Origin of the sequence: Haloferax sp. ATCC BAA-644 (genome assembly GCF_000336975.1) — an archaeon.
GTDB classification, from domain to species: domain Archaea; phylum Halobacteriota; class Halobacteria; order Halobacteriales; family Haloferacaceae; genus Haloferax; species Haloferax volcanii.
Map to the genome: position 1 here is coordinate 1 of NZ_AOLF01000004.1, position 25,384 is coordinate 25,384.

Sequence of the window (25,384 nt, forward strand, 5' to 3'; positions counted from 1 at the left end):
GAGGCGCTTGGCTACGTCGCGCTCGACCACCCCGACGCGGTCGCCTCGCCGGCGGTGCTCGCGGACCTCCGCGTCGGCCTCTCGTTCGACGAACCCGAGGTGAAACAGAAGCTGGCGAAGGCGCTCGAATGCGTCGCGCTCGGTGACCCCGGTCGGCTCCGACACCGCGTCTCGGCGCTCGCCGAACATCTCGACGACGAGGACGAACTCGTCCGGTACCATCTCTGTACGGCGATTGCGGGCGTCGGCTGCGATTCGCCCGACGCGCTCGCGGCGATTCGGGGGGCGCTCTCTGCTCGGCTCGTCGACGAGAACGCCTTCGTCCGGGGCCGCGCCGCCGAAGCGCTCGGGCTGTTGGCCGGTGAGCGCGGCGACCGCCGTGACCACGGTGAATCGGTGGCGGTTCCGGACTCGGCGCTCGGTGCGGAGTCCGAGGAGGAAACCGCGTTCGCCGCCGAACGAGTCGGGTTTCTTCGGGCATCGATGGAGGGCGAGACCGCGGCTGCGGCGTCGACGGTCGAGGACGTTGGCACGCTCGCCGGCGTTCGACGCACGACCGCGGACGCGGTCACCGAGCTAACATCGCCCGATGTGGATGGGGAGTGCCCCCACTGCGGTATCGACCTCCCCGAGGGCGCGCCGCCGATGTGTCCGAGCTGCGGCGCGCCGTACTGAACTCCGCGTCCGGCGTGACCGACGAGCGGTCGTCCGTCACGGCCGTGCCGACCGAAAGTCGCTCCCACGTTCGCTCCCGCACCTCGGACGACAGCCGCTGCCGTTCACCTGTCGGCCGCAGCGAACGTGACGCCCGTAATCTCGAATCGCGCGCCGCCGTCGTCCGATTCGGTGACACTGACCGTCCAGCCGTGGGCCTCTGCGACCTGCTTTACGATTGCGAGCCCGAACCCGGTTCCCGTCCGTGATGTCGTCTGTCCGGCTTGGAAGACGCTGTCGCGTCGGTCGGCCGCGATGCCGACCCCGTCGTCCTCGACGTAGAATCCGTCGGGGAGTCCGCCGACCGTGACCACCACGCCGTCGCCACCGTGTTCGATGCTGTTTCTGACGAGGTTCTCGATGAGCTGTTGGAGCCGACTCCGGTCGGCGACGACCGTCGCCGTCAGGTCGGTTCGGAGTTCGGCGTTGCTCGTTTCGATGGTCTCCCAGCAGTCGGTGACGAGCGTCCCCAGCGACACCGGTTCTCGTTCACCGACGTTGTCGCCTTTCCGGGCGAGCGTGAGCAGGTCGTCGATGAGGTCGTCGATACGGGCCAGCGCCCGAGCGGCAGTCGCGAGCTGGTCGCTCTCGCGGGCTTCGCGAGCCAGTTCCACGTTCCCCGCGGCGACGTTCAGCGGGTTTCTGAGGTCGTGGCTGACGACGCTCGCAAACTCGCTCAATCGCTCGTTTTGGCGCTGAAGCTGCTGTTCTCGCTCGCGTTGCTCGGTCGTGTCGCGATACATCCACAGGTGGCCGGTCCCGTCGGGGAGTTCAATCGGTTCGTAGCTTCGGTTGAGCGTCCGACCGTTCGTCAGGGAGACTGACTCGTTGTGGACTGACTCTGTTCCGGCGATTAGCTCGTCGACGCGCTCGACGAAGTCCCTCGAGTCGATCGCGAGTTCGCTGGCCTCCCGCGCCAATACTTGGCAGTCCGCGCCGATGAGTTCCGCCGATGGTTCCGAGATGTCGAACAGTTCGAGCAGTCGGTCGTTAATCGCGAGGACGGTCCGGTCGCTGTTCTCCGCGAGGACGCCGACCGGGAGCGACCGGATGAGCGTCGAGAGCAGCGCGTTGGTCCGTTCGAGTTCGTCCTCGCGGCGGACGCGTTCGGTCACGTCTTGGAACAGCGAGATGATACCGACGACCTCGCCGTCGTCGTCGGTGATAACTCGATTGTGCCACTCACAGCGGATGTGTTCGCCGTCTTTCCGAACGTTCTCGTCGATGCTGTGGTAGCCGCCCTCCGCGACCGCGAGCTGGTCTGTGACGGCGTCGACGTTGTCGTAACTGTCGTCCGCGACGATGACCTCCCAGGTGTGGCCGCGGAGTTCTTCTTCGGTGTAGCCCAGAATCTCCTCGCCGCGCTCGTTGAGCCCGACGATCCGAAAGTCGCTGTCGTATTCGAGGACGCCGAGCGGCGACTGTTCGATGAACAACGAGAGGCGCTGTTCGCTCGCTTCGAGCGCGCGTTGCGAGCGGTGCCGCTCGACTGCGTTTTCGATACGGTTCGCGAGCACGGTGTACTGGCTGGTTCCCCGTTCTTTCTGGAGATAGTCGGTGACGCCCGCGGAGATGGCATCGCTGGCGACCTCCTCGCTGCCTTCGCCGGTAAAGAGAATAAACGGGAGGTCGGGTGCGTCCTCGCGGAGGGCTTCGAGGAAGTCTAACCCGTCGCGCTCGGGCATGTCGTAGTCCGAGACGACACAATCGAACGTCGAATCTGTCGCACGATTGAGTCCCTCGGCGACCGACGTGGCCGTCTCGACGCGAAACCGGTCGTGCTCCCGTTCGAGGAACGTCGCCGTCAGGTCGGTGAAGTCCTCGTCGTCGTCGACGTACAGGACGGCCACCTCGTTCACTAACTCGCTCATGTCTATTCCGATTGAATGTGTGCTGAGAAGGTACTTAACGATAGTCGCAGTTTGAGGACCGAGCAGGTCGTTGAGTTAGGTTGGGCTCACATTCACCGATCTGCTCGACGAGTGCTTTCTGGTGGATTTCGAAGCGACGTGAACGCGTGAACCGGGTCGCGTTTGCAGACGGTCGTTCTCTACGAAAACGAATACGCTAAGCCAGTCGCCCCCGGTGGTTGTTTTGACGTTGCTGAATGTTTGGCTGGCCTAAAGTTCGGAACTGTTTTGTATGTTTAGGCTGGCCTAAATCATATGGTGGACGATTCCGAAACCAACAGGGAACTGACACGGCGTGGCTGTCTGAAGTACGGCGGAACAATCGCGGGAAGCGGGCTCCTTGCAGGCTGTTCTGGTACTTCCGATCCAAGCAGTTCGTCTTCGAAGTCGCGTACGCCATCGACGCAGACGGCTGTTTCGGAGACGGTCTCGGAGACGGATACGGCGACCGGGTCAGATGAGCCGTACACCGTCACAATCGAACCGATGGGTGAGGTTTCGTTCGACGGCCCGCCCGAGCGATGGACCGCATTACTACCCACTTTTGCGGATATGGCGTTCGCACTCGGTGGTGGACAGACGCTTGGTATTCAGAACCACGACCGTTTTGCGAGCGAGGCTTTCGAAGAGCTTCCCGGGATAGACTTCGACGCAGATGACACCGTGGAACTGGTTGCCGACGGTGTGAGTAAGGAACTGTTCTATGAGATGAACGCGGACGTTCATTTCATAGACCCCCATATACTGCGACTCTGGTACGGCTGGGATCAGTCTGACGTCGATGAGATTGCGGACAACCTCGGCCCGTTCTTTGGCAACTTTATCCGCCGCCACAGCGACGACTGGCACGATTACCGTTACTACTCCTTGTACGAGGCCTTCGGACTGATGGCTGAGGTCTTTCAGGCACAGGGCCGATACCAGGCATTCGTCGAACTCCACGAGGAGATGCTTGCGTTAGTCGATGAGCACTTGCCGCCAGCCGACCAGCGTCCAACCGCCTTACTGGTATATCCGGCCGACGGAGCGGGCTTCCAGTTCTACCCATTCCGGTTTGATGACGGGGGAGTCAGCACCAAGCAGTGGCGTGACCTCGGGCTGACCGATGCGCTTGCGGCGACGGATGTCGGTCATTACAGTTTCTCTGACAGGGGGACGCTCGATATCGAGGCCCTGATCGAAATCGACCCCGAGGTGCTGCTGGTGCGAAACTATGGCGGGGCGTCCGAGTCGACGTTCCAGAAGGAAGTCGTCGAACCACTCCAAGACCAAGCGGGGTCTCATAGCGTGCAGGCGGTTGAGGATGACGCGGTTTACAGTGCCGGTTACCTTGACCAAGGGCCGATCATCAACTTCTACCATACCGACCGGGCGGCGAAAGATATCTACCCGGACTCGTTCGAGGACGTGACGCTATTCGACCGTGAACGCGTCGCAGAAATCGTCCACGGAAACATCTGAGACGGGTTAGAATAATACCTACCGCGGGACCGTTTCTGCTTCGGGCAGTTACGCCGAGTATCGCTAGTTCGCCCCCGGCGTGCTCAGGTCGAAGTCACCTGGGTGCGCGACGCGAGGGTACAAAACGATACTGGAATTTTTGACATTTTCGGGCGTGTAACGATACCGCACCGACGGGTGCGTGTGGCCCGTGTTGTTCCGTGCCGTTTAGCACGAAGAGCACGTCGTGTTCGTGACAGACGGTTCCGATCTCGTCGATATCGAGCCGCCGCCCAGTGAACGAGTCCACCCACGTCGTACAGAAGGCGCGTGTCCGCGGGGTCGCTGTCTCGGCGAGCTGCTGTGTCAAAGGTGTCGAACGCTCGGCATCGACGAACCGCAGTTGGACCTCCCTGGGATTCGAGCAGCTGCCACGGGAGCATTGTCGCCGGGAAACCACCCTCGACGAGGATTACTTCATCACCTTCGTTCCACTCAAGCCCATGAATCAGCAGGTGTAGCCCGTACGAGAAGCTGTTTCCGAGGATAATTTCGTCGGGTGAGGCGTTGATGAGTGCTCCGAGTGCCCGTTTGACCCCGGCTGGTACCTCGCGAAAGGCCCGTTCTGGGAGCCGATGGGGCGCTCGTTTCAATGTAACCGCATCGTCAACCGCCTCGACGGCTCGCTTCGGTAAGGGCCCTTGATGGGCGCAGTTCAGCCAAGTATGTCCATCGAACGGCCCGAAATCCGCATTCCAATCCGCCATGAGTATCGTAGCCATAGAGCCGACTTAGTAATTCGCCCGAAGTATTCTGTATCGAACTCATTTCCTAAGCCGACCGGGTATCTGTATCCACTATCGAGAACATCCCTCCGCACCGTGCTTCGTGAGGTACTTGGAGAGGTTATTGCTGCGCCGGCGATGGGTGCCGTCGCACACGCGTCGGCGGTGGTCGATGTCGACACGAAGTCAACGCGGGTTCATCAAACAGAGCGAGCCGAGACGTTCTGACCTCAGGACTTTTGGGGACCTCGTCCGTCGTCTTCCACTGACCATGACCCTCGTCGTCGAGTGTCGTCTCGTCTCGGAGCGGTTGCCGCTGACCGACGTCGCCGCCGCCGTACCGGACGTGACCCTCCGGGTAGAGAACACGCTGACGTCCGCGCGGAGCCGACCGGTGCTCATCTTCTGGGCTGATGGCGGCCGGTTGGACTCGGTCGACGCGGCGTTACGGGACGCGTCGGTGGCGACTCACAGCGTGCTCGGGTCGACTGTGGACCGCCGTCTCTATCGCGTCGAACTCTCGGAGCGGCCGCCGGCCATCTACACGGAGTTCATCCGGCTGGACACCGCCCCCATTTCAGCGACGATAACCCCGAGCGGATGGGACGTGCGGACGCGGTTCTCCGACCGAGCGACGCTCGCCGAGTTCAACAAGGACTGCGAAGAGAACGGCATCACGTTCCGACTCGACCGCGTCGTCGACGTCGCCCCCTCGGACAGCAACGAGTACGGACTCACCGCGAAACAGCGCGACACGCTGCTCGCCGCCCACGAGGCGGGTTACTTCTCCGTTCCGCGAACGACTTCGCTGGCGGAGTTGGGGGCCGAACTCGGCGTCACCGCCCCGTCCGTCTCCGAGCGACTCCGGCGGGCACAAGACCGACTCGTCCGGCACACCGTCGCCTCAGATAAAAAGACATCTTAAACACCACAACAGGTTAGAGTCAGTACTTATCGCCGCACGCCCCCGGGATACAGACATGGCATCGAAGCTACAACCACGGGTACGAAACCCCCCCGTGGACGGCGTCGGACGACACCCGAACCGGCGGGTAGGCCGCCGCATGACGACGGTTGACGGGGTGACCTGCGCGTGACCGATACGGTCGGCACCGAAGCGGACGCGGCCGAACGCGACGCCTACTTCGTCGGCGGCGGCATCGCGTCTCTCGCCGGGGGCGCGTTCCTCCTTCGAGACACCGAGACGCCGGGCGAGAACGTTCACGTGCTGGAAAAGCGGCAGGTGTTCGGCGGCGCGCTCGACGGGCGCGGGACCCCCGAGGAGGGCTACGTCCTACCCGGCGGTCGCATGTTCAACTTTCCGACCTACGAGTGTACGTGGAACCTCTTCCGGTCGATTCCGTCGCTCGAAGACCCCGACACGACCATCAGGGAGGAGATGGACGAGTTCAACGAGAACCACGAGACGTGCGCCGAGGCCCGCCTCGTCGGCGCGGACCAAGAGATACTCGACGTCTCCTCCTACGGGTTCGAGACGCAACACCGTCTATCGCTGCTCCGCCTCCTTCTCACACCCGAGGAGAGACTCGGAGAGACACGCATCGAGGAGTGGTTCGACGAGACCTTCTTCGATACCACGTTTTGGTATCTGTGGGCGACGACGTTCGCCTTCCAGCCGTGGCACAGCGCGGCGGAGATGCGCCGGTACATGCAGCGGTTCACACGGGAATTCCCCCGACTCCACACGCTGAGCGGCGTGTCGCGGACGAAGTACAACCAGTACGACTCCGTAGTACGACCGCTCCGCCGCTGGCTGGAGGCACGCGGCGTCGATTTCTTGGGTGGCCACACCGTCACTGACCTCGATATCGTCCCGGCCCGCGCGGGCAAGACGGTCGAAACCATCCGTTACGAGGACCAAGACGGCTCTGCCGGCACTATCACCGTCGAGCCGACCGACGTCGTCTTCGTGACGAATGGGTCGATGACGGACGCGCTGAGCCTCGGGTCGATGACCGAGGCCCCCGACCTGCACGACAGCGGCACGTCGTTCGAACTCTGGAAGGCACTCGCGGACGACTTCCCCGAGTTCGGGAACCCTTCGGTGTTCGCCGACCACGTGCCCGAGTCGAAGTGGGAGTCGTTCACGCTCACACTCCGCGAGCCGGACTTCCTCGAACACGTCGTGGAGGTCACCCGCGAAGAGCCGGGGAACGCGCTCGTGACGTTCACGGAGTCGAACTGGCTGCTCTCCATCGTCACCGCCGTCCAGCCCCACTTCGCGAACCAACCTGATGACGTGAAGGTCATCTGGGGGTACGGCCTCTTCCCGGAAGAACGCGGGAATCACGTGAACAAGAAGATGGAGGACTGTACGGGCGAGGAGATTCTGGCGGAGCTCTGTCACCACCTCGGCTACGCCGACCGTCTCGAAGAGCTACGCGAGACGGCCACCTGTATCCCCTGTATGATGCCGTTCATCACGAGTCAGTTCATGCCGCGGACGCCCGGTGACCGCCCCGAGGTCGTCCCTGCGGGATCGAACAATCTCGCGTTCCTCGGCCAGTTCGCCGAGGTTCCCGACGACGTGGTGTTCACCGTCGAGTACTCGGTTCGCTCGGCACTGATGGCGGTTCACGAACTGTTCGACGCCGAGGGCGATGTGCCGCCGGTGAGCACCCATCAGTACGAGCCCGACGTACTTCTCGACACGGTACGGGCCGCCTTCAGATAGCGACCTCGGAGACGACGCTGGCTCGGATTCGGCGGCCGTCTCGCACCGTTGGCGTTCGAACTCCTCGACGGCGATATCTGTGTTCGCAACGAGCCGAATCGACGATGGTGAAGCCAGTTGCGTAACCGCGGTCCGTGAGGTGGATGCACCGTTTCTGATTACTGATGACTTCAGGGCTCTTCCCGAACTTCGAGAGCTAGTGAGTGCGGCTGTTGCATTATCACCGATTCACAACCTCGGAGGCTGATTTTGATGCGCGACTTGCGTTCAGCAACATCGAGACTGAATCGGACGTTCGGTAGACCCGCTTTCTGCCCGTTGAGGGTCCTGGGTCCTGGGGTCAAACCTTAGTTAGAAGTCGCCGTTGATGATATTCGCGACCTGTTCGCGGTCGAATAGTTGTTCCTCCTTGGAAAAGTCGGGATACGGACCACCGTCGTAGTCAGGCCACTCACCGAACTGCTCCGGATACAGCTGTTTGGAGACCATCTCTAACTGGAAGAGGTTCATTATTGGGCCGCCGTACCGGGCGCTGAGCGGATACACCCGGTCGTTTTTCACTGCCGAAATTTCTTCCGCAACCGGGTCGTTGTGGAACTCCTTTTTTACTGCTCGCCAATCGTCGCTCCTGGCAAACGCGTTTTCGACGAGGATTACTTCCGGATCGGTCTCGACGAGGGTCTCCAGGTCAATCGTGCTGCTCTCTCCCACATCCGAGAGTGCGTCGGGGACGCCGAACGGACGCGTGTGCGACCGAATGAATCCCGGGCCGTTCATGTGGAAGGTCCAGATGGTATCCAGCTCCGGAGTCGTCATGATTCGCGCCGTCTGCGGTCGGTTATCGCTTGCTGGGAGACTCGACGAGATTGCCGAGTCGAGATTAGTTTTGACGTCAGAGAGCGCTTCGTACCGCTCCTGTTCTTGGAAGACCTGCGCTACTTTGCCGAAAATATCCCAGAGGGAATAATACTGGTACTGGTCTGCCCAGTCTGCCGGCGGTTCGCTGTGGTTCCGACTGAGGGAGTTCCCGAACCAGGGGGCGATTTCCGTTTGGACTTCCTCGACATCCGCGGTGTCCCACGCATCCATTGTCGAGACGTACGCCGGGTCGGCTAGGTGGAGGTCACTGTCGAGTTCGTACAGGGTTTCCTTGTCCGGATTCCACGAGTTGTAGAGCTCCGACCAATCGACCGAGACTCCATTGAGCCGTTCGAGAAGCTTGTCGTAATTGCCCTCGAAGTTGGACGGACTGTACATCGCATTGAGGGCATCACCGTGACCGAGAGCGACGACCATGTCTGCGTGGTGAACGAGAACGGTGAATACGTTCTGGGGAACCTCGTCGAGTTCGACAGTACCGGTTGGTGCCATCGTCACCGAATAACTCTCCACCTCCGGTTCTGTGGTCTTCGTCGCGGTTGACGAGTCGTTCGCGGTTGTCTCAGTCAACGGTGACGCAGAGTTTGACTGTCCGATACAGCCAGCGAGCAGTCCCCCACCGATGACTGCTCCACCGTACTTGATTGCGTCTCGTCGCGTCGATGTCTCGTGATCGCTGGAACCGTCTGGCATGTGGTTTAGGCTCGCCTAAATACGCAAAAGCGTTCCGAATTTTAGGCGGCCCAAAATATCGGCGAGGAGCACCGCGGCGTGGGCACATCGGCGGCCCACCCTCGGTGAAAGCGGATCCGCAACGCGGACACACTCTGCCGTCAGGAGCGTTCATCTCCTCGACTCCGTCGTCGGTCCCATCCTGAACAGACTTGATTGTGCCAACTCTCGCTGCAACCGACCCGGACGACTCGTTCCCCAAATAGTGCTGACAGAACCGTACGCGGTCGGTGAGGAGCGCCGACGTTTCTTCGTCTTTGGCGTCGATTTCATCGAGTGTTGGTCTCCCTCCATCGTGAGCGGGCAGACCACAATTACTGTTCTTCCGAAGCTGAGGATGATAATATTTAATATTTTGTCCGCCCTGCGTTGTTATATGAGCGTGGTAAGCGTCTCGATGCCGGAAGAATTGCTTAATCGAATCGACCAGTTCGCGGACGACCACGGCTATACTGGTCGCAGTGAAGTAATTCGCGAGGCGAGCCGAAACCTTCTCGGTGAGTTCGAGGACAAGAAACTCGAAGACCGAGACTTAATGGGCGTCGTCACAGTCGTTTTCGATTACGAAACGACAAGTGTCGAGGAGAAAATGATGCACCTCCGCCACGAGCACGAGGACATCGTCGCATCGAACTTCCATAGCCACGTCGGCGGCCATCATTGCATGGAGCTGTTCGTGTTGGAAGGGTCGCTCGAAGAAATCTCGACGTTCGTCGGAAAGATTCGAGCGACGAAGGACACCCTCACAATCGACTACTCAGTACTCCCCGTCGACGACTTCGGCCCGCTGGCCGACATGAACTAATTCTGTTCTGTCCTTCTCTGCGTTCACGCTACCCCTAGCAACATCTACGAACTTCAATCCTCGTTAGTATCAACTCTAGATGGGGAAATCACAAGAATCGGTTGATATATCGATAAAGTTGCCAAAACCAATGGCTCAAATCTCGTGCCGAAGACTACTCCAGAAGGCAGGCGCACCCACGATTGCTGCAGCGGGAGTCGCTGGCTATCTCGGTGGAGGGGGTGGACGCTCGATACTGTCACGGTCGCGTACGTCCCGGTTTCCCCGGCCATGCAACACTAGCTGTCTCGACGCCACCCGTCTTGGAAGTCTCCCGCTCAGACCTCGGAAATCTGATCCAGCCGTCTTGGCTGGGGTCGCTAGTTGACGGATGCCGCGAGTCCTCCCGCCCATCTTGTATCGGATGTCCGCTTTCCTCGTCTTCGCACGGAATCTCTGTTCTGTCAATCACAACGAGACAATCGGTCGACCGGTAGCGGCTCTCACCTAATACTAAAACCCTAAATTTACACGCCCTATACATATGTAGGTGTGGGCGTACTCCCAGTGTTGGGGAAGCGTCATAGCGCTGATTTGACAATAACTCGACCGTCAAACTGCAATGAAACGGTCCCCGACTCGTAGGCAACTCCTCCGCAGCACCGCTCTCGCTGGCACCGTAGCGATAGCTGGTTGTAGCACAGCAAATCGTGAACCGGACGCCGCCAGTACCAGTACGACGTCGTCGACGAGCACGAACGACTCCGAAACCACCGCAACGACGACCACGGAGTCAACCCTGACTCCCCCCGAGTCAATCGACGACTGGCTGGCAAATGCCAACGGCTACCGGGGGGATACGCTTCGATACGGGCTTGGTTCCCAACCGTTGATTGAGGTTGGCCACCCCGTTGAGGACGGACTGTCGTTCGACCCGCCCGTAATCGAAGTCGCTCCCATGACGAATGTGACCTGGGACTGGACCGGTCACGGCGGTCTCCACAATATCGTTGCGCTCGACGGCACCTTCGACAGCGGACGACCGAACGCCCAATCGGGTACATCCTATCACTACATCTTCGAAGAACCGGGGACGTATCCGTTCGTCTCGGAACCGCACCGAGATGAAGGAATGCGCGGTGCCGTGTTCGTCAAAGAACCTCCGTCGACGGGGAACCAGACCGTCGACAGGTGGGTCGGCGACAGCAGTAACTTCGACGGTACGGTGGTTGACCGAACCGACGTCGACACGGCGACAGTCTCTGTCGGGACTCGGGGCAACAGAGGTCATTTCGCGTTCGACCCCCCGGTTCTGAAGATTACGACGGGTACGACGGTCGAGTGGAACTGGACCGGAACCGGCGGCGGGCACAACGTGGTGTTCCTGAATTCAGACATCCACTCCGGTCAGGTTACGCCCGAATCCGGAGTCCACTTCCGACATACGTTCGAACAGAGCGGAACGTATCGCTACGCCTGTCAGCCCCACAGATCACTCGACCAGAAAGGAGCAATCATCGTCGAATAACTATTGCCGCTCATGAGACGGCAGCGAGTTAGACAGTGCTGGATTTTTCCGATATCTCTCGCAAGATAACACCGACACAAAAGACGTCCGCACGCTCGCGGCATGCCATCGCTGATTCGGAACTCAACAAGAGGGTTTCAGACGACTCGGTTCTGTTGAATTCTCCAGAACCTGACAAGACTGGCGTCCAAGAGACAACCTCGGACATTGAAGTAACGCTCGGACGATACGCCGCTGTGCGACGACCCATTCGGTACGTTCTATCGGCGATTGTCGGTCTGGGCGTCATGTCGCTGACGGCCGTCGTTGACGACGGTAATCTCGGTCTCATGGCAATGATTCCACTCATATACGGGACGACAACGGCGTTTGCGCTCGACAACGCAGAGACGATTCGAACCCTGTCCGGCGAGGGTACCTCATGGAAGATTGGGATGCTTGGCGGCGGCATCGGTGCGGGAAGCACGGTCGGCCTGTTCCAGCAGTCGTTCGCGGCGGGTATCGCGGGCTACGGGCTGTTCGTTTTCGGAATCGTACTGGTCATTGCAGAGGTCGGCAACCAGGCAGACGGGTAGCATCAAGTTCTTCTGACTCCCGTCGAGCAATTTTCAGCGGCCATCACGGTCTGAACCGAAGGAATAGGGAGTATTTCACGATTCGAAGTACCGAGTCGGGGGCCTCGAGAGACTCAGAACAGGTGAAGCAGCGGTTCCAAGGTATCCAGATACGGCCGTAATCACCTTCATTACCCAGCCGTCGAGCAATTTTTGAGATTACATCATTACTTCGGAACTCGTCGAGGTATTTTCTACGCCCTCAAATCAGCCCGACGGGGCTCTTCTGAGATTTGAGACCGTCATAGTGTCTTGCATACCGCGGTTTTCGTCCAAAGAAAGCGGCGATATGTAGTGTGCGAAGGCCGCCGGCTCTCTCAGGCCGAGGGGTCGTCATCGGGATCTTGGATTCAGAAACGTATCATATGTAGCGCACAGTTTGAGCGGTTGTGTTCCGGTGGTGTCTGTCGCCCCCGCAAGGGGGTGGCGGGACGCATCACGTGCCCCCGTTAGACGATGGGTTCGGAACGACGCAGTGAGACACGAGCAGCGAATCAAGCGGTAAGTACCCGGACGGCGAGTCACCGTGGGTAGACCTTGAGGTGGTGCTCCCGCTCGACCGAGGTCACACGTCGGTCGTTGCTCTCGTGGAGTGTGCTCTCGTCGAGCTCACGCACGAGGCCGTGGGCGCCGTCCTCGTCTCTCGGCAGGTCGGGCGGTCGACGCGGACGCAGTACGTCGCGGTCGACGATGTCGGCGACGTTTCAGAAGCGGCACTTCGACGACCGGCTGGGCTGGCATGAGACCATCATCCCTCGACGAACCGTTCGCGACGAACTGATTACCCAGCTCACGCGGTCGGCATCGACGTCGGCGGAGTGGGCTGGTGAAGGAGCAACCAGCGAGCCAGACACGTTCGCGGTGAAGCCAGTACGAGATCTTCGAACACCGTAGCGGCTGGACTTAACCAACATTCTCGGCCGATACCGGCATAGTGTTGGTTAATACTGGAGGCGGATCCATTCCCTCGCCCCCACCCACCGCCCTACTCCTCGAGTGAGTGTACCCTGGCGGCCGGGCGATCCAAGGAGGTGCCGAATCTTTACGCCATGAGTTGTTTATCGGCGCCGGGAGGCGTGCAGCGCGCGACAGCGTGCGCGGCGTGACTCACCATGCCTGATCCCGATCCTCACGACGACACGAGTGCCGACCATGAACAGTTCGAGAAAGCACAGCTCGCCCAGGACCGCGATACCGCCGGCGTCGCGACGGCGGACGTCGACGACACGACGGCCCGTGGCTGGACGGCTGGCCGCGACGCCGACGCGGAGGGCGAGTGATGCAGCAGACGCTCACGGGGTGTGCGTTCTGCGACGCCCCGCCGGGCACCGAGGCTGGCGAGGCGCATACGTGGGGCCAGGACGAACGGGTCACCCACCCCATCTGCGTCGACTGCGCAATCCAGACAGAGTCAGACCCCGATGAGCGCGACCACGTCGCCTGTGACGGGTGTGGACTGGTCGTCGACACACTCGCGGCGCTCACGCGCTTCCGCGTGGAACTCGGCCATCTCGAAGGCTCGTTGCAGCTGTGCGAGCGCTGTGGCCCAGGTGGCTTGGCGATGTACTGGACCCGCGGCCTCGAGGAACATATCGTTGCGATGCCAGCGGAGTGACCCTCTCCAATCCAAGTAACAAACATACCAAACAACTATGTTCCAACAGTCCCAATACTGATCCATGTCGAGCGGTACTATCGATATCGACGAGTTCGAAAACGCTGACGCCGACGAATTCGAGGACCGGAATGACACTGAACGAATCGTACTGTTCCTCGACAAGAACGACGACCGGGCGTGGAAGGCGGCGACGATTGCGGAGCGACTCGGGCTGGAGACGGACGCTGTCAGTGCGATTCTCTCACGATTGAAGGAACGCGAGCTCGTGCGGCACAAGCGCCCGTACTGGGCGATCACGGACGACGAGGAACGGCTCCACTCTGCCTACCGGCTCCACCGGCATCATAAAACGGCAGCCGAACAGTACGGTGAGGAACGTCTTGAGGACCTCCAGACAGACGAGATGGACGACGTACAGTGACTGCGTTCGAGGATCTGGAACGTGGCGACATTATCTGGGCGAGTGACCCGCTCTCGGAGAAAGGTCGCCCGATGCTCATTCTGGGAGCGCCTCAACTCCCGAACCATGGTACCCAACTCATCACGGTCCTGCTCTCTACGAAGACCTATCACGAGGAGGCACTCCCCCTCCGAGACGACGACTACGAGGGCGACCCACTCGGAAAAAGAAATCTTCTCCCTTCACGGCGTATTTGTGCGACACTCGAATCGCTCCACTATCTTCAACAGACGGGCGCTCTTCGGGAAGATCATGGACTGCCCCGCGTGCGGGTCCTCGGTTACACTCGAAGTCGGGCCGGACCACCCGCCTTCGGCGTCACTCACCGACGCCCTCCTTGCAGCGGATGAAGACGAGTGTATCGAGGTCTCACGGAATTGTTGGAACTGTGGATGGCACGAGAAGCGCCAGGTTTGCGTTGCCTCGATCGAGACGACCGAGGGAGACGAGACCGCTATCGAACGAGCCGCACTCCTCGACGAGATCACCGACGAACTCGTAGCGATCGAATGTCTGACCACGCTCGAAGACGCCCTAGCCGAGGTTCGTCAGCAGCGACGACTGGAGCCATCGACGGCAGATACTGACGCGGATACCCCAGAGTGAGTACCGATGACCGATTCCGAGACTCTCTACGACGTTCGTGAACGTACCGAGAATCCAGAACACGCGTCAGTAGACGACGTGGTGGAACTTGTGTTCGAGCGCGCCCAGCATCCCCGGACAGATCACCAGGACGGGCATCTCGACGAGCTAATGGCGAGTGCCGTCGACAGGTACGGGACCAGCCCCGTCCGTACCGTCATTCATCGTGTTCTCGTCGACGGGACGCCTTTCCGGACCGCCACCTATAACCTCGAAATGTCCAACATCGACGGCGTTCATATCGGGACGACCGCTGGCCAGTTTCTCAACGAACTGAACTCACAGGGCGATTGAGACCTATCCTGATACCGCCCCTCAGAAGGTCCCCAGAGATATCCTACAACAAGTAGGGAACATACGGACCGAAGGCAATGAGGAGCCCACTCAGCACATGGGGCCACTCGTTCGACAGCTTCCAATTCTCGATCAACAAGTGCAGATACCACATGCCGACCACGAGCAGGAGTCCAGCGGTCTGGACCACGACGAACGGAAAGGGTTCGATTAGCCGAGGGATGACGACGTCGACCAATAGGCCGGCGCCGACACCAACTCCGAGGATGATCATAAGCGCGCGTTCCTTGCTCTGGAGCGTTTGGCGGCTTCGAAACGAGATCTCGCTCGTACTGTAAGCGAAATGTGCGATCATCCCCGCGCCAATCCCTTTCAACGCCATTACCAGCAGCTGTCGTAGCTGCGTGAATCCGTCAAGGGACGCCAGGAGCTGGTTCAGAGCACGAATATCGACGAGAGCGATGAGGACGACGGTGCAGCCGATTCCGAGCGGCTAGACGTGTTCGGGATCGATGTATTCACTGTCCGCAGCCCGCGACATAATCGCATTATAGAGGCCAGACATTCGGGTGTCGATAGTGAGCACGTGATTGTAAAGCATCACCGTCGAAAGCCCTCGGCCGCTCGACGTCCCGCGACCACGCGAGACTGCGTCTTGCTGGCCCTCGTTCGCTAAGCTCACGAGAACGCCGCTGCGCGCCTCGTCCCTGCGGTGCTTTCGGGGTCGGGGGACGGCCGAGACGCCCTCGCCTTTTCTGAGTCCGCCAGGATGGCGGCTGGGTTACTGAGCGTCGAGCGTGGTTGAACGGTGTTTCTCTACGGCCCGCCCCGCTCGCCGCTGCCGCCCTCCGCGTCGCTCGCGACCGACCATTCCGTAACATCAGCGTCGAGAATCTTCGCCTGCTGGATTTTCTTCGGGAGAGTCTGAGCTTCGCTTCGTTAGGCCATCACGAGTTCATGTCCATGTGGTCGCTCCTCGTCGCGCCGGGTACCGCGAAGGTTTTTGCACGTTCACAGAATACGGGAGCGCATGGCCCTCCAGCCCACACGCGTCGCCAGCGAACGAACGCCCAGAGCGGGCGGTGACCGGAGATGACCGCCATCGAGACGCGCGGCCTCACGAAGCGCTACGACGGCGCGCCCGCCGTCGCTGACCTCAACCTCACCGTCGACGAGGGCGAGGTGTACGGCTTCCTCGGCCCGAACGGCGCCGGGAAGTCCACGACCATTGATATGCTGATGGACTACACACGCCCGAGTACGGGGACAGCGCGAATTTTCGGGTTAGACGTCCGCGAGGAGGCAAGCACGATTCACGCCCGCACCGGCATCCTCCCGGACCGTTTCGGCGTCTACGGCTCGCTCACCGGCCACGAACACGTCGCCTACATCCTCGACGCGAACGACGCGACCGGCGACCCCGAGACGATCCTCGACCGTGTCGGCCTCACGGACGCCGTTGACCAACGCGCCGGGGGGTATTCGAAGGGGATGCAACAACGCCTCGGCCTGGGGATGGCCATCGCCGGTGATCCAGACCTCCTCATCCTCGACGAGCCGTTCTCCGGACTGGATCCGTATGGAGTTCGGTTAGTCCGTGAAGTCGTCTCGGACGAGCGCGACCGCGGTGCGACAATCTTCTTCTCCAGTCACGTCCTCGACCAAGTCGAGCGCGTCTGCGACCGCGTCGGCCTGCTCGCCGACGGCGAACTCGTCGCCGAAGGCACGCCGGCAGAACTCCGCGCGACGGCAGGTGTCGAAAGCCGCCTCCGTATCGACGCCGACGCCGATGATACCGCGCTCGCGGCCGTGCGAGCCATCGATGGCGTCACGCGTATCACGCGAACGGACGGTCGAATCGAGGCCGTCTGCGACGCCGCGACTCGCTATCGTGCGCTCGAAGCACTCGCCGATTCCGGGGCGACGATTCGGTCGTTCGACGTCGATGTGGGCACGATAGAGGACGCCTTCGTCGCCATGGCCGACGGTGAGCCGACGGCGCCAAGCGAGGACGCGCCGTAATCAATCGAGTGCGCGGCGCCGATAGCTGATGAGGGCGAGCGCGACTGGGAGTGCGAACCAGCAGAGGAGTTCCCCGAGGGCGACCGCCGGATGAAGATACCAGACAGGGACATCCGCGCCGTAGGCCGCCCGCACGACCACAATATTTGAGAAGACGTTCGACTGAAGCGCGTCGGTGAGTACCCCGGCCGCGTTCCCGGCAGAGTTCGGGACGCCGAGCACGGCGTTCGTCACGACGTGATAGAGGCTCGCTGGTGGCGCCCACCGGAGCAGAAGGTACGTCGGGCTCGCTGGCGGGGAGAAGCCGTTTACGGCCGTCCCGGTGAGCGTGCCGTAGACGATGTTCGAAATCTGGAACCACGTCAGGTAGAGGCCGGCAAGCACAAGGACGGCGACGCCCCCGATCATCTGCCGGCGTACGACTGTCGAGAGCGCGACGCCGAATCCCGTCATGCAGTAGACGAAAGCGACAGTAACCGCAAGGAACCCGACGAGTACGTGTGGTGGGGCGACGCCGTGCTGGGGGATGGCGACGAGGCACGTTCCGAGGACAGCGAGGACGAGCGAGAACGCGATTGCGCTGGCTCGTCCGATGATAACACCGACGAGCGTCGCGGAGCGCGAAACGGCCGTCCCGGCCGTCATACGGATGCTCCCGGAGTCGCGTTCGGTGACGACCGTGCGAAATGTCAGCAGAAGCGTTCCAAACCCGCCGATAACGCTGATCGGCGGTTGCAGGGCAGCAAGCGGCACGCACGCTCCGAGGGCATCTCGAACAAGTATTGACGGCGAGAGGCTGAGGACTCCGGCGACGAGGACTGTCGCGCCGAGTAGCCAGACGCCGGAGCCGTGCGTAAGCCGGCGGAACTCGCGTCGCGCGAGCGGCTGCCACCGTCCGGGGAGCGAATCCACCCAGCCTCCGCGGCCGACGACCGCTGTGGCCGGCGTTACGGCGATACGCGGGAGTGACGGACGGTTCGCCCACGTACGGCGGAGCCGGCCGGGGCCACCACGCGGGGTGAGGTCGCCGTAGCGGATTGCCGAGACGCCCACGAGGAGCGCGAGGGCAGGCCACGCGAGGAAGATGGGGACTCCGACCCATACCGGCAGCGGCGGGGACGCCGTGGCGAGCGTCCCGTTGTTGCGGAGCGCGTCGCTCACTTGGAGCGCGGCACTTCCGGGACCGACCGGGACCCCGAGGAGCCAATCCGTGAGCACGTAGTAGGCGCTCGGGAGAGAGAACCATTTGAGAGCAGAGAACAGCTCGGGGTGGGCCATCTCGTTACTCGGCGTGGAGCCCGTCACGAGATTCCAGAGGAGCGCAACCGTGATGTCGCTCCAGAATATCCCGAGGAGGAGCGTGACGGCGAAGACGACGCCGGCGGCGCGCGTGGTCGAGGACATCGTGGCCGAGAGCGAGACGGTGACGGTCGTCCACGCGAACGCATAGGCGGCCGCCGCGACGAGGAGGCCAGCGAGCACGGGGAGAGAAATACTCCCGTACGTGTACGTACCGTAGGCGACGAGCAGCGGCATGGTGACGAGGACGGGAACCATGATGGCGGCTCCGCGGCCGAGAGCCTTCCCAACGACGAGGTCGGTGCGGGAGAGTTCAGTTCCGAGGAGCACGCGGGCGGTGCCGCTCTCGCGCTCGCCGACGACTGATCGGAAGCCCAGCGCGGCGGCGGCGAACGGAACGACAATTGCGACGGCGGTCTGAGCGCGTGGAAACGCGGCGGCGTCGCCGAGGTGTCGGACGACGGCCTGTTCGGGACTCGTGGGGACGCGGCTCACGAGGAGGAGACAGAGCGCCAGAAGCCACGGCGTCTTTCCTCGGAGGCATCGCTGGAACTCTGTTCGTACGACTGACATGGAGGGCATACTGGAGCAGGTTTTGCGCACTTGTATAAGAACTTGTGATTGGGGAAGACTGTTGATTCTGTTCAGTCTAGTAGTCGGGTATATCGAGTCAGACGTGAACAAGCGCTTGCTCAGCTTCTGTTCCTCCTGTCTCGTTGCGGGAACTACGGTGCCGTTCAACGAATTGTGAGGATGGACTTCCGGACTACGAAGGAAGTCTCGTCACTCACGAGTTCCTCCGAAAGCTGGCCAACTATCTCGAACCCGATGAAGAACTCGACATCCAGACGGCGGGGTTCACGAACTGCCGCTTCCCCGTGCTTGCGAAGCGGTACGTCGTTCGCGACGGCGAAGTCCTCCACGCCGATCTCAATTCCCTCAAGCCGATCAACGAGTAGAGTTGTTCGTCCCCCGGGAGGGGTGCGGGGCGATCCAGTCGCGGTCGCCCCGTGAGGTGATTGCTCGATGGGTCACCGCGCACTCGTTGCGTACGAACGGACAGACGGACAGTACACGCTCCACTACTCTCATTGGGGCGCAGCGAACCTGAAGCTCAAGCGCCGAATTTCGGCTGAATCGCCGTTCGGTGGCGACGACACCGACTCCAAGTGGGCGAAACAGCTGCTGGCGGAACTGGCCGATGGCCTCGAGGTAGATGCCGTCGACAGCTACCTCGCTGGCGAGGATCAACCGTCGACGGTCGTCGAGCCGAAACCCCGCACCACCGGGCTCACCCTCGATGAGATCGTCGCGGACCATCTCGACTACCTCCACCACGAGGCGTTCTTCGTGGTGTCGACGACGTTCGAGGTGACCGCCTATCGGACGCTGTGGTTCGGCCTCCAGTACGACTCGGAGACGGTCGAACAGGGGGTGACCGTCGGGAACGGCGCGCTTGCGACGGTGCGCTGGTACGACGGCGAGCCGGTCGGCGACGACCACCTGCAGGGACAGTTCGTGGCCCTTAAGCACGTCGTCGGCGACGTACTTGACACAGGCGTGTTCACCCCGTCGACGGCGAGGCAGTACCTGCAACGGAAGCTGGCCGAGCGAGTCGGGGACCGCCAAGAACTGCGCATCCCCAGCACCGACCAGCACCCCGTTCGTTCTGGTTAGTCACAGTTCGTTCGTAGCGTCACCGAATTCCCTGACGTGTAAAGCAGACCACGACTGATAGGAACACATCCCGTTGCAGAAGTCTCAGACAGAGCCCACAGTTCGCTCCCGTCCTCAATGCTCAGACCGACAGTCCGGTCAGTCGTCGGAACGACGACTGACTCCCCAACGACCGATGGGGGGCCTGCGACATCGAGGGCTTGTTCCCACTGGACGTCTCCACTCTCAACGGCCAGCCCATACACGGTTTTCTTGTCCGCGCTGAAAACGCGGCGGTGCCCGACCGCTGGCGCGAACAGGTCACCATCGTACATCGCTTTTGACCACTGCCGGTCTCCACTGGTGGCATCGAACGCCACGAGTTCGTAACGGTCGTAGCTCGCGAGGACGACATCCTCCGTGCGGACGAGCGGTTCCGGGATATTTGGCCCAGGGATCCCCCACTGGGTCTCACCCGTCTCGCGGTCTAGCGCGTAGATTCCTTGGGCGGCAGAGCCATCTGCCGTGATGTACACAGAGTCATTGTCGATGGCCGGTGGTGCCGGGATGCTTGCACGCTGGTGATCGTCGCCGAACGATCGCGTCCACCGCGTGTCGCCGGTGGACGCCTCAAGAGCGGTTACATCGCCCCGATCGCTCGTGGCAACGAGGAGGTCGTCAGCGACGGTCGCCGGATTGGGTCTGCCAGCCGTATCGTGTGTCCAAGTGGTCGTCCAGCTATCGGTGTCGAGTGCGACGAGCCCGCCAGTCGATGGTTCAGTATAGTCGCCAAGTACGGGCGTCACAGCGAGCGAATCCGCGAGGGCTGGCGGCCCAGTTGGACGCCGATTGAGTTCGTGGGTCGTCTCGGAGGACCCGTCGTCGAGTTGTACGGTTGTCACGATACCATTCTGCTCGCGAGGCGCGCGGCCGACGACGACAGCCGTATCATTTGTGGCAACGAGTCCGGTGATATCGATATCGTCTGCGAGGGAACTCGTCCAATAATCACCGCCAGCCGTGAGCGTCGGCTGATCGGGAACGGCGTTCGTATTGTGCGGAGAGGCACGTGTCTGTGGCCACTGCGCGACGCCAGGATCTGTCGGAGTACACGAATTGGTCTGGCAGCCGGCAGTTGCCGCGAGAACTGTCGTGGCTGAGACTACAAGGTATTCACGGCGCGATATGGAGGGCATCTGACCGAAACATCGGATACAGAATCCATAGGGGTTTTGGGTATCTACCGGTGGGCGGGTTACTCGAAGCCAACTGCTGTTTTTCAGGGGCCGGAATGGGTGAGTCCCGCCGGAGGCTCGTGATTTGATGCCCGAGAAACAAGGCGACGATCCATTCGACGATTGCGAGTTAGCCCCCGAGGCGATCCTCGGGACCCACACCTTCGAAGATGTCCTGTTCACCAATGGGACGGAACCCCCGGTGAACGTGTTCACCGGCGAGACACCGGCACATTCGCAAGCAACCGTCGAGGAAGCGGAGGAATTCGCTGCGAGTATCGACACGGAGACGCCCCAAATCGCGCTCCCCGCATCCGTCGAGTCGCAGGTCGAAACACAGAGCAAGCCCGACACGGCGGCCGCATTCTTCCACTTCAAGGTGACTGGCTCACTCGAACGCCACCGCGCCTACCACGCCGCCTACGGGGCGGACTCGTTCGCAGTCGACTTCGATAACCAACGAGTGAACAGCATTCTTCTCTACGTTGGGAATCTATCTAGACTGTCTGACGAATATCAGACCTCACCGTTTCCACTAATACACTTATACGATGAGGGGTAGCGGAACCTATTCTCCCCCCATTATGGAAAACCAAGGCTAAACTCCGCCCTGCAGGAAAGTATGGATGTCAACGCGCCTCGATAGAAACTGCGGAACCCATCTGTGCTCGGCACACCCTTGGTGTGAGGAGAGGAGGCCCAAGAGAGCGGTTTCTTTCGGTGGCCTCCAAGAGTTACTGCGTCTCACCGTCGCCGACGGCGAGGTTGCCGGGTCGCTTCAGTCGTCTGCGTCGGCTGTCGTCTCGGTCTCTAACTTGCCTGAAACGGGGGATAGGCCGTGGGCGAGTGCGTTTCCTGACGCCGTATCGAAGAGGTGGACATTCCCTCGGTCTATCACGACTTCGACGTCCGTGTCTTCCCGAATCGTCGAGTCAGGCTCAACGCTCATCAGCAACTGGTCATCAGTCCCTGACTGGTCCATTGAGGTTCGACCCTCGCCCAACAGCATGTACGCAAATATCTCGTCACCCATCGGTTCGAGAATATCGACGCGCGCGGCGATGAGCGAAGAGGAGTCTTCGACTTCGACCCGTGCTCCGCTGGGATAGATGTCTTCGGGTCGAATCCCGACAGTCACCTCGTCACCTACCTCCACAGCCTCGACAGACGCCGGGTCGAACGCGAGCGAGAAGTTCGCTGTCGAAAGCGCGTCTTCTGTGACCGTCGCCTCGGCGAAGTTCATCGAGGGCGAGCCGATGAAGCCGGCGACGAACAGGTTCGCCGGCTCGTTGTAACAGACGAGCGGCGGGTCGATCTGCTGGAGTTGGCCGGCGTCAAGGACGGCGATACGGTCCGAGAGCGTCATCGCCTCTTCTTGGTCGTGGGTGACGTAGATGATGGTCGTGTCCAGTTCCTTGTGGAGGCGCTGGAGTTCGGTCCGCATGTGGACCTTGAGCTTCGCGTCGAGGTTCGCTAACGGCTCGTCCATGAGAAAGACATCGGGCTCACGGACGATGGCGCGGGCGATGGCGACGCGCTGTCGCTGGCCGCCGGACATCTCGTCGGGCATGCGTTCGAGCATCCCCTGCAACTGGACGATTTCGGCGGCGCGTTCGACGCGGCGCTCGATTTCCTCCTTGTCGTAGTTGCGGAGGCGGAGCCCGAAGGAGATGTTGTCGTAGACGTCCATGTGGGGGAACAGCGCGATGTTCTGGAACACCATCGCCACCCCNTAGTTGCGGAGGCGGAGCCCGAAGGAGATGTTGTCGTAGACGTCCATGTGGGGGAACAGCGCGATGTTCTGGAACACCATCGCCACCCCACGGTCCTTCGGCGGGAGGTTCGTCACCTCGCGGTCCCCGATGTGGATTTCGCCCTCACTTGGCTTCGTGAGTCCAGCGATACTCTCCATCGTCGTCGACTTCCCACATCCCGACGGGCCGACAAAGCAGATGAATTCGCCGTGGTCGATGTCGAGATTCATGTCGTCGACCGCCGTTACGTCGTCGTAGTGCTTGCTTACGTGTTCGAGTCGTACTCGTGCCATTGTTATTCTTTAAGTGCTCCTGCGGTCAGTCCGCTGACGATGCGTTCCTGCGCGATGATGACGAGGATGACGACGGGGATAACCCCCACAACACTCGCTGCGGCCATGAGGTTGTACTGCGTCGTGTACTGAGTCTGGTAGCTGAGAATCCCGCCGACGATCGGCGACCACTTGGACGCTTCGGGTGACGTCGCCATAATCGAGCTGAAGAAGAACTCGTTGTAGACGCTGATGAACGTGAGGACGCCCGCGGTCGCCACGCCGGGTGCCGAAAGCGGCACGATGACGCGGAACAGCGCNCGCGCGGCGTCCTCCAACCCGTCGGGAATCTGCCCGTAGAAGGTCGTGAGGATGAATATCGACAGCGGCAGGAACAGCGCGCTGAACGGCATGATCATCGACCCCGGGGTGTTCAGTAGTCGGGGCGGCGTGAATAGCGGGACACCTATAAACGGAATCGTTATCGGGGCGTTACCGGCGAACGCCTGAAACAGCGGGATGACGAACGCTGCGGGCGGGAAGTAGCTGATGGCAAGGATACCGAGCATCAACAGCGCGCGTCCGGGGAACTCGATCCGTCCGAACACGTAGCCCGCGAGACTCGCGACGACGAGGACGATAACTGTCGTCGTGGCAGCTAGTACGAAGCTATTCAGCACGTACAGGTGGAACGGGACCTGTTCGAAGACGGTAACGAATGCCGTCGGATTGAATCCTTTCGGAACGGGGAGCGGGAACGTGCCGCTGACACCGAATATTTCGACCGTCGGGAGGAAACTCCCGGAAAGCAGGTTCCCCTGCGGCGTCACCGCGAGGACGAGTAACCAGTAGAACGGGAATACTGTCGTGACCATGAAAAACGCCATCGCGACGTAGAACAGCGCTCGATACACCCGTCGTGGGTTGTGGATCGCGTTCCGTGCCCACCGCGCGAGCGGACCGGCGTCGTCTGCCGTGCCGTCGGTTTCGCTGGACATTATATCGCGTCCTCCCCCTGCCACAGGATGATTCCCATCACGACGACGCCGATGATGGCCGCTGTCACGAACGCGATAGCGGCGGACGTCCCCTCGTGCGTGTTGAACGTCGAGACGACCATGCAGGAGAGTGAGGGGACAGCAGTACAGCTTGAGACCGTATCGATGATACCGTACACGCGCATCGCCTGCACCGAGCGGAATAATACTGCAACTCCGATGGTCGGCAGGATGAGCGGGAGCGTGATGTATCTGAACTGCTGCCACTTGCTCGCACCGGCGACGCGGGCCACGTCGTACAGATTACGATTGATGCTCTGGAGCCCGGCAAGGATGAGTAGCGCCATGAACGCCGAGGTCTTCCAGATGTCAGCGACGATAATGATGAACGTCGCGCTGACCGTATCGTTCAGCGTGTTGGTTGGTGCCACTACTCCGAGGTCGGCGAGAATCGGCGTCGCGAATCCGACGTTCGAGTCGAACATCAAGAAGAACATCATCCCCTGGATGACGATTGGGACGGCCCACGGAATGATAATCGCCGCACGGACCCACCGCCGGCCGTAGAAGTCTTGATCTAAGACGAGCGCTTGACCCAGTCCGATGAGGGTCTCGAACAATACGCTGGCCACGGCGAAGATGAGGGTTATTACGAGGGCGCTATCGAGGAGACTCGCGGCATCGAATCCGGTCGGGAGAAACGTCGTTCCACCGGGGAGGAACCGGTTTTTCTCTCCGGTGAACAGCGCGACGTAGTTGTCGAGACCAACGAAACGGACACTGGAGAGGTCAGTCGAGACGGCGTACAGTGACAGCTCGAACGTCCGCAAGAGCGGGTAGATAGCCACGATACCAAGCAGGACGAATACCGGGGTCAGCAGTAGGTACGCGTACTGCGTGTCGCTCAGGTTCTCCAGCCACCGCAAGAAGACGACGACTGGCCCCGACTGCCGTGACTCGCGTGCCGGCTCCGCAGCCGTATCGGCGCTCATACTATCCCTCCGAGAGGTGTGGGACTCATGGTTTGATCTGTTGAGTGTGGAGCTCTCA

23 protein-coding genes and 4 pseudogenes are annotated in these 25,384 nt (G+C 61.2%); 18 read left to right on the forward strand and 9 right to left on the reverse strand.

Features of this window, described 5'->3' with window-relative positions; all coding sequences use genetic code 11:
- Positions 1–675: HEAT repeat domain-containing protein (locus C458_RS03495; protein WP_008573250.1), on the forward strand; the 675-nt coding region annotated here is incomplete at its 5' end.
- Positions 676–779: 104 nt separating this feature from the next.
- On the opposite strand, the gene C458_RS03500 is transcribed toward C458_RS03495, so the two are convergent.
- The gene (locus C458_RS03500; protein ID WP_008573253.1) at positions 780–2,585 is read right to left on the reverse strand and encodes a PAS domain S-box protein; all 1,806 of its coding nucleotides are present in this window, start codon (positions 2,583–2,585) and stop codon (positions 780–782) included.
- A 525-nt stretch (positions 2,586–3,110) separates the two neighbouring features.
- Between C458_RS03500 and C458_RS03505 the strand changes: the two genes are divergently transcribed.
- Positions 3,111–4,085, forward strand: a complete 975-nt coding sequence (locus tag C458_RS03505) for an ABC transporter substrate-binding protein (RefSeq protein ID WP_004061593.1) — start codon at positions 3,111–3,113, stop codon at positions 4,083–4,085.
- 94 nt (positions 4,086–4,179) lie between these two features.
- Here the strand turns inward: C458_RS03505 and C458_RS18910 are convergent.
- Positions 4,180–4,846: pseudogene (locus C458_RS18910) on the reverse strand (aminotransferase class V-fold PLP-dependent enzyme).
- A gap of 274 nt (positions 4,847–5,120) precedes the next feature.
- Between C458_RS18910 and C458_RS03510 the strand changes: the two are divergent.
- Complete coding sequence (locus tag C458_RS03510; RefSeq protein ID WP_004061589.1) at positions 5,121–5,774, forward strand: helix-turn-helix domain-containing protein; 654 nt, start codon at positions 5,121–5,123, stop codon at positions 5,772–5,774.
- A gap of 168 nt (positions 5,775–5,942) precedes the next feature.
- On the forward strand, positions 5,943–7,544 hold the full coding sequence (locus C458_RS03515; protein ID WP_008573256.1) for an oleate hydratase: 1,602 nt from the start codon (positions 5,943–5,945) through the stop codon (positions 7,542–7,544).
- A 351-nt stretch (positions 7,545–7,895) separates the two neighbouring features.
- Here C458_RS03515 and C458_RS03520 read toward each other — a convergent pair whose 3' ends face one another.
- Positions 7,896–8,936, reverse strand: a complete 1,041-nt coding sequence (locus tag C458_RS03520; protein WP_008573257.1) for an ABC transporter substrate-binding protein — start codon at positions 8,934–8,936, stop codon at positions 7,896–7,898.
- Positions 8,937–9,531: 595 nt separating this feature from the next.
- Here C458_RS03520 and nikR point away from each other — a divergent pair.
- From nikR to C458_RS03560, 10 genes and pseudogenes are all read left to right on the forward strand, one after another.
- Positions 9,532–9,960, forward strand: coding sequence for a nickel-responsive transcriptional regulator NikR (gene nikR, locus C458_RS03525; protein ID WP_008573258.1), 429 nt, complete (start codon positions 9,532–9,534; stop codon positions 9,958–9,960).
- Positions 9,961–10,561: 601 nt separating this feature from the next.
- Positions 10,562–11,467 (forward strand): halocyanin domain-containing protein, encoded by a 906-nt coding sequence (locus C458_RS03530; RefSeq protein WP_204365584.1) that lies wholly within the window; start codon positions 10,562–10,564, stop codon positions 11,465–11,467.
- 35 nt (positions 11,468–11,502) lie between these two features.
- A complete protein-coding gene (locus C458_RS18660) occupies positions 11,503–12,042 on the forward strand; it encodes a hypothetical protein (RefSeq protein WP_239638797.1) in 540 nt (179 codons plus the stop codon).
- A 495-nt stretch (positions 12,043–12,537) separates the two neighbouring features.
- A pseudogene (locus C458_RS18870) lies at positions 12,538–12,975 on the forward strand (hypothetical protein).
- Between the two features lie 218 nt (positions 12,976–13,193).
- Complete coding sequence (locus C458_RS18330; RefSeq protein ID WP_008573262.1) at positions 13,194–13,361, forward strand: hypothetical protein; 168 nt, start codon at positions 13,194–13,196, stop codon at positions 13,359–13,361.
- Positions 13,361–13,696, forward strand: coding sequence for a hypothetical protein (locus C458_RS03545; RefSeq protein ID WP_008573263.1), 336 nt, complete (start codon positions 13,361–13,363; stop codon positions 13,694–13,696). Before C458_RS18330 ends, C458_RS03545 begins: the two co-directional genes overlap by 1 nt.
- Before the next feature lie 64 nt (positions 13,697–13,760).
- Positions 13,761–14,120: a helix-turn-helix domain-containing protein gene (locus tag C458_RS03550; RefSeq protein WP_008573265.1), complete on the forward strand. Its 360-nt coding sequence runs from the start codon at positions 13,761–13,763 to the stop codon at positions 14,118–14,120.
- A pseudogene (locus tag C458_RS18875) lies at positions 14,117–14,332 on the forward strand (PemK-like protein); the annotation flags it as partial. The gene C458_RS03550 and the pseudogene C458_RS18875, both read left to right, overlap by 4 nt.
- Before the next feature lie 79 nt (positions 14,333–14,411).
- On the forward strand, positions 14,412–14,765 hold the full coding sequence (locus C458_RS03555) for a hypothetical protein (RefSeq protein ID WP_008578681.1): 354 nt from the start codon (positions 14,412–14,414) through the stop codon (positions 14,763–14,765).
- Between the two features lie 6 nt (positions 14,766–14,771).
- Entirely contained in the window at positions 14,772–15,098 is a 327-nt protein-coding gene (locus tag C458_RS03560; RefSeq protein WP_049897103.1) for a hypothetical protein, read from the forward strand.
- A 43-nt stretch (positions 15,099–15,141) separates the two neighbouring features.
- On the opposite strand, the gene C458_RS03565 is transcribed toward C458_RS03560, so the two are convergent.
- Positions 15,142–15,480 (reverse strand): hypothetical protein, encoded by a 339-nt coding sequence (locus C458_RS03565; protein ID WP_008573269.1) that lies wholly within the window; start codon positions 15,478–15,480, stop codon positions 15,142–15,144.
- A 710-nt stretch (positions 15,481–16,190) separates the two neighbouring features.
- On the opposite strand from C458_RS03565, the gene C458_RS03570 reads away from it, so the two are divergent.
- On the forward strand, positions 16,191–17,120 hold the full coding sequence (locus C458_RS03570) for an ABC transporter ATP-binding protein (protein WP_008573270.1): 930 nt from the start codon (positions 16,191–16,193) through the stop codon (positions 17,118–17,120).
- Here the strand turns inward: C458_RS03570 and C458_RS03575 are convergent, their stop codons facing one another.
- A complete protein-coding gene (locus C458_RS03575; protein WP_239638799.1) occupies positions 17,121–19,160 on the reverse strand; it encodes an ABC transporter permease in 2,040 nt (679 codons plus the stop codon).
- Between the two features lie 8 nt (positions 19,161–19,168).
- Between C458_RS03575 and C458_RS18665 the strand changes: the two are divergent.
- Positions 19,169–19,378, forward strand: a pseudogene (locus C458_RS18665) (hypothetical protein); the annotation flags it as partial.
- Positions 19,379–19,445: 67 nt separating this feature from the next.
- On the forward strand, positions 19,446–20,096 hold the full coding sequence (locus C458_RS03585) for a DUF6735 family protein (RefSeq protein WP_008573273.1): 651 nt from the start codon (positions 19,446–19,448) through the stop codon (positions 20,094–20,096).
- On the opposite strand, the gene C458_RS03590 is transcribed toward C458_RS03585, so the two are convergent.
- Positions 20,093–21,271: a PQQ-binding-like beta-propeller repeat protein gene (locus C458_RS03590; protein ID WP_049897104.1), complete on the reverse strand. Its 1,179-nt coding sequence runs from the start codon at positions 21,269–21,271 to the stop codon at positions 20,093–20,095. The two genes, C458_RS03585 and C458_RS03590, sit on opposite strands and share 4 nt — an antisense overlap.
- Positions 21,272–21,398: 127 nt before the next feature.
- Here C458_RS03590 and C458_RS03595 point away from each other — a divergent pair, with 127 nt between their 5' ends.
- Positions 21,399–21,872 carry a hypothetical protein gene (locus C458_RS03595; RefSeq protein ID WP_008573277.1) on the forward strand — a complete coding sequence of 158 codons (474 nt, stop codon included), beginning with the start codon at positions 21,399–21,401 and terminating at the stop codon, positions 21,870–21,872.
- 216 nt (positions 21,873–22,088) lie between these two features.
- Here C458_RS03595 and C458_RS03600 read toward each other — a convergent pair whose 3' ends face one another.
- The 3 genes from C458_RS03600 to C458_RS03610 form a co-directional block, all read right to left on the reverse strand.
- Positions 22,089–23,357 (reverse strand): ABC transporter ATP-binding protein, encoded by a 1,269-nt coding sequence (locus tag C458_RS03600; RefSeq protein WP_008573279.1) that lies wholly within the window; start codon positions 23,355–23,357, stop codon positions 22,089–22,091.
- A gap of 2 nt (positions 23,358–23,359) precedes the next feature.
- Positions 23,360–24,334, reverse strand: a complete 975-nt coding sequence (locus C458_RS03605; RefSeq protein WP_008573280.1) for a carbohydrate ABC transporter permease — start codon at positions 24,332–24,334, stop codon at positions 23,360–23,362.
- Complete coding sequence (locus C458_RS03610) at positions 24,334–25,326, reverse strand: carbohydrate ABC transporter permease (RefSeq protein ID WP_008573282.1); 993 nt, start codon at positions 25,324–25,326, stop codon at positions 24,334–24,336. The genes C458_RS03605 and C458_RS03610 overlap by 1 nt, the downstream gene beginning before the upstream one ends.
- Between the last annotated feature and the right edge of the window lie 58 nt (positions 25,327–25,384).